The sequence below is a fragment of the Thiolapillus sp. genome (assembly GCF_048562965.1).
GTDB lineage: Bacteria > Pseudomonadota > Gammaproteobacteria > Chromatiales > Chromatiaceae > Thiolapillus > Thiolapillus brandeum_A.
In genome coordinates, this window is the sequence record NZ_JBHNMF010000048.1 from 1 (window position 1) to 13,711 (window position 13,711).

The window sequence follows — 13,711 nt, forward strand, 5'->3', positions numbered from 1 at the left end:
CCGGCGACTATGTCACCGCACTGATGACCCCGGCGCCAACGGAAAAGGAAAAAAACCGCACCCTGCTGGAAAAGTACATCGCCAAATACGCCGCCCGAAACACCATGGATTACTTCATCCATAAGGATCTCGGCGGCTTCCTGCGCCGCGAGCTGGATTTCTATATCAAAAACGAAGTGATGCGTCTTGATGACATCGAGTCCGCCGACGCGCCTCGCGTGGAAACCTATCTCGCCAAGGTCAAGGTGCTACGCAAGATTGCCCGGCACTTAATCGACTTTCTGGCGCAACTGGAGGATTTTCAGAAGAAGCTGTGGCTGAAGAGAAAGTTCGTCGTCGATACCCAATACTGCATTACGCTGGATCGTATTCCCGAAGCGTTCTACCCGGAAATTGCAGCCAACGAGGCACAGCGTGAAGAATGGGTGCGACTGTTTTCTATTGATGAGCTTGAGGGCTATTCCGCTCCGCTTACCGTGGATTTCCTCAAAGCAAATAATAAGCTCTTAATTGATACAAAATTATTTGATATCAAGCTTCGTGATCGACTGGTATCGGAAATAGATCTCAGTGATCATAACTTAGACGGGGTGTTGTTCCACTCGGAAAACTCTCAAGCGTTGCGTTTGCTGGAGGCTAAGTCGCAGAAATCCGTTGATTGTGTATATATCGACCCACCTTACAATACTGTTCATTCGGAAATCGCTTACAAAAATAGTTACAAGCATTCCTCGTGGTTAAGCCTATTACGAAATGGTCTTGAAATTATTCCAAAATTATGGGCTGACACTTTTTCGTTTGGATTAGCTATCGATGACTACGAGCATGTTCGGCTGGCTGCTATGCTCCGAACAGAATTTCCTAGCTTGGAACACTCCACGATTGTCGTGAACCACCACCCACAAGGTTCTGGTGGTCGCCTATCTAGGACGCATGAATACTACCTGTTGGTTGCTCCATCCTCTGCCCCCCAATACCTCGGCCGACCAAAAGACGATGAGACTGAGGAACGAAATTTTATGCGCAGCGGTTCTGCTGAAAATAACTATCGATATGGCCGTTGGAAAAGCTTTTATGCACTTCTGAAAAACCCTGATACAGGCGACATAGTCGATGCTGAGCCACCTGTTCCACTGGGTGAAGAATATCCACAAGGCCGTACCGCTGAAGGCTTGGAGAGAATTTACCCGATTAACTCGCGCGGTGAAGAAAGAGTATGGAGGTCGAGCTTTGAAACTGGAAGGAAACGTGCGCAAGCTGGAGAATTAATCTGTTCCTCTAGCAATACTGTTTATCAAATAATCGATCATAACGGAAAGCGCGAAACTCTTTTTAGCAACTGGGCTGATTCTCGCTATAACGCTGGTGTACATGGCACAAATCTCTTAAAGACAATGGGCCTTGAGGGTGAATTTGATTACCCGAAATCTCTTCATACTATGATTGACGGCCTTTGGGCGCAAACTTATGGCAATCCAAAAGCCAATATTCTTGATTACTTTGGAGGCTCAGGCACTACGGCCCATGCTGTTATTGAGTCATTGCGCCAGTATGATTCTTTGGCATGGAAATATATGCTTGTCGAAATGGGGAATTATTTCGATACAGTACTTAAACCTAGAACAATAAAAGCTATCTATTCGTCTGACTGGAACGATGGAGCGCCAATTTCTCGCGATGGCATAAGTCATGCGTTTAAATATGTTCGTCTAGAGACCTATGAAGATGCCCTCAATAACATTGTCGTCAGCAACAATGGGCCTGAAACATCTGGAAATGCTGATTTCCAACGCGATTACATGCTCCATTACTGGCTAAATTTCGAGACCAAGGGCAGCCCCTCGCTTTTAAATATCGAATGGTTCGCCGATCCCACGGCCTACAGACTGAAGGTCAAAAAACCCGGCACCGACGAGTATATGGAGAAGGCTGTCGATCTTGTCGAAACCTTCAACTGGCTGATCGGCCTGCATGTGGAGCATCTGGACCACTGGCGTGGCTATGAGGCCTCATTCAAGCGGGAACCCGACCCGGAGCTGCCAGAGGACACCAGTACGCGCCTGATCCTTGACGGTTCATTAAAAGAGACGGACGATGGCGCCTGGCGCTTTCGCAAGATCGAAGGCTATACGCTGCGCACGCCGGGAGACCAGTCAGACCGCGAGCGGACCCTGGTGATCTGGCGCAAGCTGACCGGAGACTTGGAAAAAGACAATCTGATGCTGGACGAGTGGTTCAAGAAGTATCGCCTGTCCACCCAGGATACCGAGTTCGATGTTGTTTATGTCAACGGCTCCAACAACCTGCCCAATCTGCGACAGGCGGAAGAGACCTGGAAGGTCCGCCTCATCGAGGAACATTTCCACCAGGCGATGTGGGATGTGGAGGGCTAAAGGATGGCGCAAAGACGACGGAACAATAGGAAAAAGCCACTGCCCTTTGGTCACAAACTGGTGCTCAATCAATGGATCGTCAGCCTGTTCGGTTTCGACCCACTAAAAGACCACAAGGACGGCAAGCGGACACTGCGGCCGGTGCTACCGTTGGCGAAAATCGTCAAAGATGCGCCGGAGGGCATGAGCGCGGAAAACCTGCACTATTTCTACAAGACGCTCGATATCAATCTCCAGGCCGGTTCAAGTATTACGCGAAACGACCTACTGCGTTACGAACACAACATTGTCAGCCACACCCTGGCGATCAATGAGGACCGTGAGCGCCCCATTGTCTGGAAGTACTACCAATGGCTGTCGCTGTTGTTTGCGGAAATCTATCTCGAGCGGTTCTTCGCCGACCGCGATGCCTTGCTGGAACAACTGAATGACTACATTGCGTTATTCAATGACTATTGGACGAATGCGGGTTATGAAACCGGCATCACGCCCTACGACCTGGAGGATCTGAACAAGCTCTGCCTACAGAACGCGACCGGATCCGGCAAGACGCTGCTGATGCATGTGAACTTTCTGCAGTTCCGCCATTACGCGCAAGGCTCGCCCTTGAAGCACGACCTCACCCGAACCGTTCTGATCACCCCCAATGAGGGTTTGTCCGCACAGCACCAGCGCGAGTTGAAGGGAAGCGGGATTGCTGCCGAACGCCTGCTGACCGACAATGGCGACCTGTTCTCCTCTAGCAAGAGCGGCCTGCGGCAAGTTGACTATACCGAGATCACCAAGCTGGGGGACACGGACGGCCCCAACACCATCGCCACCCGAAATCTCGGCGATCAGAACCTGCTGCTGGTCGATGAGGCGCATCGCGGCATGGGTAGCCAGGAAGAACGCGGCTGGTTCAAAAGCCGCGCCCGGCTGTCCGAAAAGGGCTTTGTGTTCGAATATTCAGCAACCTTCAAGGAGGCAGTAAGCGCCGCAAAACGCCCCGAGATCGAGGCGGGCTATGCCAAGGCTATCCTGTTTGATTATTCCTACCGCTATTTCTACGAAGACGGCTACGGAAAAGACTACCGTATATTCAACCTGCCGCGCACCTTCGAGGATCTGCAGTTCTCCTATCTCACCGCCTGCCTGCTTTCCTTCTACCAGCAGCTCAAGCTGTACGAGGATAAACACGGGAGTTATGCCGTCTACAATATCGAAAAGCCGCTATGGGTCTTCGTAGGATCCAGTGTTACCAAGGCGACAGGTACAAAGGCGGAAAAGGCCACGGTTTCTGATGTGGGAATGATCATCGCGTTTCTAGCCCGCTTCCTCAAGGACCACGCCGCCACAGCCACCGAGATCGAGCGGCTTTTAACCGACAATGCACAACAGACCGGCCTGCTCGATGAAAACGGTGGCGATATTTTTGCTGGTAGCTTCGTCTACCTCCAGCATCTTCTTTCGCGTGAAGGGTGGGATGCGCAGGATCTGCTACAGGATATTCTGGCCAAGCTGTTCCAGAACGCTGCGGGCGGGCAATTGTCCATTGCCCGTATCAAGGGCGATGAGAACGAGATTATGCTTCGAGTCGGCCAGGAAGAAACCCCTTTCGGTCTCATCAATGTGGGCGATGCCTCCGGCCTCGCTTCGCATATCGCCGCACAGAATTTCGACAACGTCGCAGTCCTGGAGTCAGAGTTTTCTGAAACCCTTTTCGGGCAAATCAACATCTCCTCCTCTCCGCTCAACCTTCTGATCGGTTCGAAGCGCTTCGTTGAAGGCTGGGACTGCTGGCGCGTTAGCACGCTAGGCCTCATGCATGTCGGCAAGAGCGAAGGTGCACAGATTATCCAGCTATTCGGACGCGGTGTTCGCCTGAAAGGCCATAACTGGTCGCTCCAGCGTAGCGGTTTTGCCACGCCAACCCATCAGCCGGAATACATCCAGTACGTCGAAACCCTGAATGTCTTCGGCATCGAAGCGGACTTCATGGAACGGTTCCGCAAGTTCCTCGAAGAGGAGGAATTGCCGAAGAATGACCAGAAGGATGTCTACACCATCCCTCTCAATGTCACTTATGAATTTGGGCATCGGCTCAAGGTGCTGCGTCCACGGCTGAAACGCGGTGACGGCAGGGAGTACGACTTCAAACGCGATGGGGCGATTCCAGCTTTTGGCCAGGTGCCTGACAAACTGCGTCAAAAACTGATCGAAATCGATTGGTACCCGAGAATACAGTCATTGGAATCCAAACAAGGAAGTAGAATCGGTGAGAAGGAGTCTCGTACTTTCTCAAACGACCATCTCATTTACCTAGACTATGATGATCTGTTCTTCCGGCTGGAAAAATTCAAGCGTGAACGGTCTTGGCACAACCTGAATATCTCCAAATCGGCGATACGCCCATTGCTTGAAGATGGAACCTGGTATCGCCTTGTTACCCCTTCCGGGAAGATGACGCTGGACAGTTTTGCCAATGTCCATCTCTGGCAGGAGATGGCGGCAGAGCTTTTGCAGAAGTACATCGAAGAGTTTTACAACTACTGCAAGGCCGCCTTCATCGAACCACGCCTGGAGTTGCGTGAGCTGGAGCCAGATGACGGCAATCTTCCACAGGAGGATGAGTACCAACTCATTGTCGATGCCGACCAGCAGGCCCTCATCAATGACATCAAAACCCTGACACGTGAAATCGCCGCGCGCAAAAGCGGCATACTGCAGGCCGGTGACTTGAAGGGATGTCTCTTTGCCAATCATCTCTATGAGCCTGTCTTACATGCTGCCAAGGGGAGCAAGATTCAGATCGCCCCTGTATCCCTTAACGAAAGCGAGTTTCAGTTCCTGGATGATCTTCGGCAATACATTGAGCGAGAGCGGGACAATCTCGAGAAGAAAGGGATCGAGTTGTTTCTGCTCAGGAACGAAAGCCGGGGACGTGGAATCGGCTTCTTCGAGGCCGGCAACTTCTATCCTGACTTCCTGCTCTGGCAGGTCAAGGGCAACAAGCAGCACCTGTCTTTCATTGAACCACACGGTCTACAGCATGAAGGTCCTGGCCACAAGAAAATCGAGTTTCACAAGGTGATCAAGGATATCCAAAACCGGCTGTCAGCAGACGGGGTCGTACTCAATAGTTTTATCGTGACTCCAACACGCTTCGGTAAGCTGAATTGGGGCAAAACGATCGACGAGCTGGAAGAAATGCACGTTCTCTTCATGGAAGACAGGCGCGACAGTTATGTTCAAACCATCATAGCCAAAATGGTCCACTGATGCGTCTCCACACGATTGTTAACAATATCCAGAACTGTACTAGCGCCCCTATTTGCACTACTGAATTCATTCATCAAGTTATACATGCACCGCGCATTGCCTCAAAAGGATGACAAGGACGTATATTTCTAAAATAATAGACACCTACGAGCTAATAGAATCATCTGCTAGTGAGCACTAAAACATATTATGGATATTAGAAAATCTACGTTATCAGCAGTTAAAGCTATCACCATCTTTTTTGGGTGGTGTATGGAAGTGCTCATATCAGATGCCGAACCGGAGACTAGCGATCGTCCGCAGGGTGACGGCTCGGATAGATTTGGTGACTACAACTTTCGGACCGGCCGGTTCGACGCGGGTACCGATCCGAATGGCTGGTATGAAGAGGATATGTAATCTGACGTCATCTCTTCACGCCCTTCGACAGTACGTTTTTCCCGATACTACCACCATGCCTGCCCGCGTCATCCGCCGGTCGAGACAATGGTGCCGTCGCGGACGTTAGAGACCGACCGATCTTTACTCCCGCCCATGCCATCATCCCACTCCATAGCAACGGCAGCCCGAGATACAGGCTGGTGGTGATCATGTTGAGCAGCAGGCGCTTGATGTCGTGCTCGCCCGGGTTGGCGAACATCTGCAGGAAGACATTCACATCCGGGTACATGGACAGGATGAGGTTCTGGTCCACCCACAGCGCCAGATACCAGAGCACACTCCAGAACTTGACGGTAAAGATAGCCATGGCGCCAATGACCATCATGGAAATGGAATAGCGCGACAGGACCACGACCATGGGCAATAGTGCGTAGATACCGAGCAGTAGCACGGCCTGCACCATCGGGAGGGCCTGCAGGACCGCGGTCATGGTGACGGAAAACAACGCTGATGCGGCGAGTACACCACCCGATGCCAGACCACCCTTGGCGACATTCTCTACCGTGTTCAGCAAGCCCGTACTGCCGGAGTTGTTAGCCACGAGGTCGTTGTTCGACCAGGTTGGCGGTGCATTGGCCAGAACGGTCTTGGCGACCGCATCGTTTTGTTGTTCGCTGGCAAGGGCCGGGGCGATGGCGACCACCAGACCTGAAAAACCGGCCGAGGTGGCATCAGCCTCGTTGATGAGTTTTTCGCGCAGACCGATCGAGGCGTCTTCCCACCACTGCTTGCAGTAAGGCCTGCCCCAGCTGGGTGGCGCAGCCGGATCATATTCGGTATCGCGAGCAGCATTGTAGGCCCAGCCACTAACCTGTGTGGTAGCGCGCAGGGTGTCGTAGTAACCGGGCGTATCTCGATAGACATGGGATCCCATCCAGTCTGGATCGTCGGGGCCATAGGTTGTCAGCAGAGCATTGACCGCGGCAGTGGCTGGCCGTTCTGCCTGATACTTCGACCGGGCCGGGATGTAACACTGGCTGAAGAAGTCGCTCACTTCCTGGCGGAGGCGTGGATCGGCGATGGTCGCGAGCCGCGCCTGTTGCTCATAGGTACGCATGTCCGCGGCACTTGGGAGGCCTTCGACCACGGCGTGGTTGAATCCCGAGGTCATCGACAGCACCGCATACCACCACACCGGGATGTTCACCGTTGCCGGCGAGCCGGTAAAGCCGGTGGACCCGTAGGTGCTCTGGGGTGTGGCCACAGTCGCTGTGGGCGGTGTCGGATCGATCAGTGTCGGTGGCGGCGTGTAATTGAGTGAAGCGGCGTTGAGCGGGGTCAATGCCGCCGGCTGGCCGGCCAGTACCACCACCAGTAGTGCGATGAAGAGCTCCAGCTCCATTCGGCGCAACGACAACCCGGTGACCGTACCGAACTCTCCGCCCTGAGCCGGCTCTCGCCAGTTATCGGTCAGGATGCCGAGGAACGGCAGGAACACGATCCCCGTGCCGACCAGTACATCCCAGAGGATGCCGTAGAAGGTCCAGCCGAACAGGGTCGTGAAGAGTTCGAGATAGCTGTCGACGGTCATGCCCTACTCCCCTGCAGCAAGGCAAATACCTGACCGAGCAGGTTCTGGCCCAACACCAGTTCGATCACGACGAGCCAGGTCACGATGCGCCAGCGCACGGCAATCAAATTCGCGGCCTGTGTTCCGTCAATGCGACCCCAACGGTGGAGGCCATTCACGAGCCATGGCCAGGCGATGGCCACCAGAGCGATTATTGTGAGCCGGAATCCGGTCAGGACCGGTTTCAAGGCCTCGATCCGGGTCTGTACCGCCACCACAGAAGTCGTCTCGACCGATCGCCAGAGGATGGCGCCAGCTCCCAATGCCAGACCAAACGCCAGCAGGGTCAGCAAAAAGAACCAGCGCCGACGCAGGGTAAATCCGTTATTGGACACGGCCATTGCTCAGCGGGCGCGGATCGATGGTGGGTACCTGCGGAGTATTCAGGGACGCCTGCCGGCGGGCCGCGGCACGCTGGAGCAGGGTCGCGATGGTATCGGATACCACTTCCTTGCGCACCCGGGTCTCGAATAGCAGGTTCTCGATCTCCTTGTCCAGCTCGGCGATGGACTTGTCCGCATGCTCGCGGGCCACTTCGGTGGCATAGACCTCCGGCACCTGGCGCCCGGACAACAGCAAACGACGGGCATACAGCGCCTTCTCCACCGTGCGGGCCGTACTGATCTCCGAGACCAGTCTGCCCATGATGAGGCTCTGCTCGGAGGCCGGCATCTCCCGAATCGCCTCGATGACCTGACGGGTGATGGCCACGCCGGGGGCGGTAATATTGTCCAGGTTCGCCAGTGTCGGGGGCGTCGCACCGCTGACCAGGTTCTGGATTTCCGTCGTGACAGCCGTCGCCTCCTGGTTGAGCTTTGGCAGTAGACCCGTACCGGGAATACTGTCCTTGCGGCAGGTATCACAGGTCGTCACGATGTTTTCACCGACCACATCGACAACCCAGTTACGCGCCTCGGTAGGCGTTGCCCAGATCTCCGTCAGGCGGGTGGCCGAGGCAGGCGGAACCGGGCCTGCCGTCGTGATTGGTCGGTTCATGTTGATGTTGTACCCGGCCTTGACGATGTCGCCGGTGAACTCCAGCACCGGTTGCCCGGTGCCACCGGCTTGCCCACCAATCCAGGGCACACCGTTATCGCCATTGGCCGTCTCGACGGCATCCTTGGCAGTCACCGCGTCGTTGCCGCCGATGCCCATCTGCAGCTTCCAGTCATTGCCCTTGGAGAGCGTAATGAGGTCGGCGTAGGGATTCTTGCCCTTCGCAATCTCGGCTTCCATCTGCTCACAGGACTTGGTGGCCAGCTGCACGGTCTCCTCAGCTTTCAGGAGCGCATTCTGGAAAAGGTCATAGAGACCGGGATTGGCGCGCTGCAGAATCAGTGCCGGGAGGGAGGCAATGGCGGCACTGGCCGCTGCGGTCATGGCGTTCATCGCGTTATCGACGCCGGCGCCGATGTTATTCAGCGTATTGGTAATCGCCACGACGGGATCGAACTTGCCGCAGCTGTAGCCCATTCCCAGTTGCGCCGAGCCACCCAGGGTGACCGACACCACGGAAGGATTGGCAGGCACCGACACCGGCTCTGCCCCACCAATCTCGTAGTACCAGAGGCTGTCTTCCGTTGGCCCTTTGGTTACGGCATGCGCACTATTCAGACTGAAAAGTCCAACCAGCAGCCAGCTGATAGCGTGTCGGCGACAGAATGTGTATAGAAAGTTCATTTTCATCAGGGATAAGCAATCCAGTCAATATCAAACAAAAACCACTGCCCTTTTCGCTGACAGCATTTATAAGGCCGCCACAGATTCCAGACATAATCACCCTCGCTGTCGACGCGGCCACCGCCCCAGCCGGCCAGGCTGGCAAGATCATTGGTGCCGAAGACGTTGCAGGTGGATTCCGGTTTCGGGAGCAACATCTGCCAGGTGCCCGTAGTGCGATCCTTCTCCATCAAGGGACCCGGTGACCAAACCTTCATGGATCCGGATGAACCGGTCACTGGCACATAGACGTGCGGTTGTCCCGTGCGCGTGACGATGTCGCCGGCGCGCTGGGCATTGAGGGCCGCGGCCTTGGGTTCTTCGGCCTGGGTCGTCCAGCCAGTGCGCGGATAGACTCCGCCCCAGGTCTGCAATGGCCAGGTGCCCAGTTCACGCAGACCGGGAATCAGGCTGGCGGGATAGAAGATCTCCGGGATCTCCTGGCGCCACGACAGGGCATCGAGGCCGGACTGGAAATAGGGTAAGAAGGAAGTAGTCTCAGACGGACACAACAGCCCGACCCCGGCGACGATACCCGTCAGCGAACTCAGCGGATGGCCAATGGCGTCGGTCTCGCGGTAGACCAAATTCTTGTGATCGCGTTCTGAGGTTCCTTCCGTGCGGTTGCCGGCACTGTCGATCGGCACCAGCAGCAATGCGCCCAGCAGGCCCGTGGCGGCGGTCTTCTGCGCCAGACCCAGCGTCGCCCGGATCTCGGTCCACGGGTTCCCGCCCAGTTCATTGTAGGTACTGACCACCAGATCCGGGTTGTAATGCCCCACCTTGATCGATGTGCGTACACTGCAACCGGTCCAGGAACAGCGCAGCCAGAAACAGGCGCCGATGGGCATCCATCGCATGCAGGACAACGCCGCCGTTGTCGTCTGGGCGATGATCTGTGGCGTCGTCGTTGTACCGGCAAATCCAGTAACCGGGAGCCACAATGCAACCGCAAGACTGAAGGAGAGACATCGCTGGCGGATCATCGCTTACCTTCCCGCCGCCATGACTGATAATGTGCAAGTGCGGTCTGCACATCGGTTACGCCATATACAACGGCTTGCCCATCGAAGACGATGGCTGGATAGCGATCCACACCATACTGCATTGCCTTCGCCAAGCCTTGCGCCGCCGATTGCATTTTCATTCTTGTTTGATCATCCATGCCCTGGAGACGGCGCAAGGCGATTTGCTTCGACTGCACAGGATCGGCCGGCATGTCGATAGAAAGAGCTCGTTCCATAGACTCGATGCCATCGATTTCGTAGACCATGATGTCCAGTCCACGCAATTTGTTACTGGCGTCATCGGTGGATACAAAGCGGTACTCGTCTGTTGTGAACACCTCGACAACATGCGGCTGAAGCAGCCGATTCTGATCCGCGAATAGAACGCCGGAATACAGGGACGTGGACACCAGCCAAACAACTGGAAGCCGGAAACGTTGTATTGATGTTTTCCAATGCATTACAGATAACTCGATTTCAAGATGCAGGCTATGGTGACGCGCCGACACGTGCCGCGATAGCGGAAATCGATTCATGAACGTGCAGGGTTTATTGCCAAGTAATTGCCTGATGAGTATTAGCCGCCACGTTTCTTTGCGATGCGATCTGCGATGACATACACCGCCTCGAGCTCACTGCAGTTGCGCTCCCGCATAATCGCGCCACGTTCGGCCTTCTCATGCTTCTCCGTCATGGCAAGCGCCAGTGACAGCGGTGGCGGGACATTTCGAAATAGCGCTTCCATATTATCGGAGAGCACCACACCCTCGACATACTTGCCCGGCTCCTTGCGAGCCGACAGCAACAGACTACGCTGCACATCGGTCAGATCCTTGAAGCGGGCGATCTGTTCGACCTCCTCCTTGGGCATGACCAGGCACAGCCACCACTCCATCATGTTGAGCATCTTGCGGCTGGCGTCGGGGAAGTCTTCCAGATTCTGGGTGGCGATCCAGAACCAGGCACCGAGCTTGCGCCACATCTTGGTAATCTTGACGACGTAGCGGGCGAGCAGTGGATTGGTGGTGATAATGTGACCTTCATCGGTGACGACCAGCGTGGGTCGTTCATCGTGCTGGCAGCGTTCCACCAGATCGTTGATGTAACTCATCATCGAGATATAGGCCACGGTGAGCTGATCCTCGTAGCCCTCCCGGGCCAGCATCCCCATCTCCAGAATGGTGACATCCGACTCGGGCCACGGGGTACCCGGTCGGTTGAAGAAATGGCCAGCCAGTCCCGAGCAGAACAGCGCCATGCCATCCCCCATCTCGATGGCCCGGTTGCGTCGGTGATCCGGCAGGCTTTCATCGTGACCGATATGCTGAAGTGCATCGACAACATCCTGGGTGAGCACCTGATCACGGCCCGCCTCTTTGACGGTTTTGGCGGCGAGGAAAATCGCGTTGCGGATGAGCAAACGGTCGGCCCGGGTCATGCGCGCATCTTCTCGCTCATCGCCCCCGGTGATCATGATACGTGCTGCGATCTCCATCTCGCCGAGCACGTCACGACCACCGCCCTCCTCTTCCAGCTCATCATCTTCGGCCAGTGCATCCGGATCATCGCGCAAGCGCTGCTGTCGTTCTTTTTGCAACACACGCATGGCATCGGCAAAGGGCGGCAGACTCACATCGGTATTCGGGTTCAGCGTGACCTGGTTGACGGACAGTCCGTGCGCCTTAAATTGCTGGCCCAACAGCGAGAAGGAACCACCGGCCTCGATGATGAAGATACGCGGCCGGTACATGGCCGCCATCTGCTGCAGCAGATAAACCAGCATTGCCGACTTTCCGGCGCCGGTGGGACCAAGGATGAGCATGTGCGCGTTCTTCTTGCGGTCGGCTCGGTGCAGCGGGTCGAATACCAGGGGTTCTGCACCCCGGTTGAAGAACACCAGGCCCGGGTGGCCGGTACCTTTCGATCGGCCGTACAGGGGTAGCAGATTCGCCGTATGACTGGAAAACACCAGTCTCGATCGGCGGCTGGATTTCTCCAATGCGGCATCGTAGGCCATGGGCAGATTACGGATGTAGCTGTCGAGCGCCAACAGATCGGCCTCGTGCAGGATCGGCTGCAGGCCGTTGGGCAACAGCAATGCATTCAGCTGATTGACGTTGGCACGCAGGGTTTTCAAATCATCGCCACGCACATAGAACGCAATGCCAAGCGGATAGAGCTTGTTACCCCGTGCCATCTCCCGCTCCACGGCCTCGGCGTCTTCCTTAGTCAGCTCGGCCTCCGCGGAATCCCCGACAGCGGCCCGTTTGACTTGGGCGATGTGGTTACGCGTAAAATCCTGGGGCTTGGCCGTCAGGTTCAGCACCATGACGGTGTACTCCGGGAACCGATCGAATAGCGAGAAGACGTGATCACCGGCCTGACGCTCTGCGGTCATGTGGCCCACCTCCGGCGCCCGGCGCAGACCCTGAATGCTCACCAGGGTGTGCGGCAGATCATCGAACCACCAGGTCGCCGTATCATTGTCGGAGCGCGGCATTGTCAGTGTCAGGCGCTCGGCAAGATCATGGCCGAACGGCAGGTCTTCGTCCCCCGGATAGGGCGCAATCTCCAGCAGCTTGTCGGGATCACCGCCGGTAATCTCAGGCTTTGGGTTGAACCATTTGAGCAGCCACTCGTAGAGATCCTGGCCGGTGCCGCGATGAACCCGTATCCCGGCCGAGGCCAGGGAGGCCACCCACTTGGTGGCCACATCGTTCAGGGACTCTTCGATTTCCACGGCGGATGGCACCCGGCCATTGGGTTTCAAACGACGGTATAGCGTGGCCCGCACACGCCGGACCTGGCCTCGCCACTGGGTGCCAGTCACCGCAGTGTCTTCAAAGAGGCCGCCGGGACGAGTGATGCGAGCGAGATGCTCCGACAGGGTTTGCTGGTAATGCTGGGTGTAAGCCGTGTCTCGTGCACCGGGCTGAGCGTAGTTTGCAATATCCTTCTGAAATCCCTGAAGACTCGGCTCGTCCTGGACATATACCTGCAAGATCCACGGGGAATCGTCTTCTTCAGGGATGGCATCGGTCAGCGCGGTCTGGATCGCGTCACGCAACTGGGACATGAACGCGGGCGTGCGCGCCTCGGTACCGGCCGGGGTTAGCTCGAACAGGGCGCCGACACTGATCCCGTCTTCCAGCAGAAAGGTGCGGCTTGCCGGGTTGTATTCCATCCATGGCAGGAGATCGGTAAAGGACGGCGGGCGATCGTACAACTGTTTGATCTGTTTCGTGGTGACCGGTGAGTCTTCAACCCGCTCCTTCTGATTGGATGGTGATGAATCTGACTTCATGAAACTCACCGATGAT

9 protein-coding genes are annotated in these 13,711 nt (G+C 55.8%); 3 read left to right on the plus strand and 6 right to left on the minus strand.

Annotation, left to right across the window (positions count from 1 at the left end):
* The 3 genes from ACOCD2_RS04715 to ACOCD2_RS04725 all read left to right on the plus strand — a co-directional run.
* Positions 1 to 2,393 (plus strand): DNA methyltransferase (locus ACOCD2_RS04715; protein ID WP_419601204.1); only part of this gene is annotated, 2,393 nt, incomplete at its 5' end.
* Positions 2,394 to 2,396: 3 nt separating this feature from the next.
* Positions 2,397 to 5,654 (plus strand): DEAD/DEAH box helicase, encoded by a 3,258-nt coding sequence (locus ACOCD2_RS04720; protein WP_293714874.1) that lies wholly within the window; start codon positions 2,397 to 2,399, stop codon positions 5,652 to 5,654.
* A gap of 258 nt (positions 5,655 to 5,912) precedes the next feature.
* Positions 5,913 to 6,053 (plus strand): hypothetical protein, encoded by a 141-nt coding sequence (locus tag ACOCD2_RS04725; protein ID WP_293714872.1) that lies wholly within the window; start codon positions 5,913 to 5,915, stop codon positions 6,051 to 6,053.
* A 7-nt stretch (positions 6,054 to 6,060) separates the two neighbouring features.
* Here the strand turns inward: ACOCD2_RS04725 and ACOCD2_RS04730 are convergent, their stop codons facing one another.
* The 6 genes from ACOCD2_RS04730 to ACOCD2_RS04755 form a co-directional block, all read right to left on the minus strand.
* A complete protein-coding gene (locus ACOCD2_RS04730) occupies positions 6,061 to 7,626 on the minus strand; it encodes a conjugal transfer protein TraG N-terminal domain-containing protein (protein ID WP_293714871.1) in 1,566 nt (521 codons plus the stop codon).
* Positions 7,623 to 8,006: a hypothetical protein gene (locus ACOCD2_RS04735; RefSeq protein ID WP_419582675.1), complete on the minus strand. Its 384-nt coding sequence runs from the start codon at positions 8,004 to 8,006 to the stop codon at positions 7,623 to 7,625. The genes ACOCD2_RS04730 and ACOCD2_RS04735 overlap by 4 nt, the downstream gene beginning before the upstream one ends.
* Positions 7,990 to 9,345 carry an integrating conjugative element protein gene (locus ACOCD2_RS04740; RefSeq protein ID WP_293714867.1) on the minus strand — a complete coding sequence of 452 codons (1,356 nt, stop codon included), beginning with the start codon at positions 9,343 to 9,345 and terminating at the stop codon, positions 7,990 to 7,992. The genes ACOCD2_RS04735 and ACOCD2_RS04740 overlap by 17 nt, the downstream gene beginning before the upstream one ends.
* 5 nt (positions 9,346 to 9,350) lie before the next feature.
* Complete coding sequence (locus ACOCD2_RS04745; RefSeq protein ID WP_419625620.1) at positions 9,351 to 10,370, minus strand: TIGR03756 family integrating conjugative element protein; 1,020 nt, start codon at positions 10,368 to 10,370, stop codon at positions 9,351 to 9,353.
* Positions 10,367 to 10,900, minus strand: a complete 534-nt coding sequence (locus ACOCD2_RS04750; protein WP_293714717.1) for a TIGR03757 family integrating conjugative element protein — start codon at positions 10,898 to 10,900, stop codon at positions 10,367 to 10,369. Before ACOCD2_RS04750 ends, ACOCD2_RS04745 begins: the two co-directional genes overlap by 4 nt.
* Positions 10,901 to 10,968: 68 nt before the next feature.
* A complete protein-coding gene (locus ACOCD2_RS04755) occupies positions 10,969 to 13,695 on the minus strand; it encodes a conjugative transfer ATPase (RefSeq protein WP_293714719.1) in 2,727 nt (908 codons plus the stop codon).
* Positions 13,696 to 13,711 lie beyond the last annotated feature (16 nt).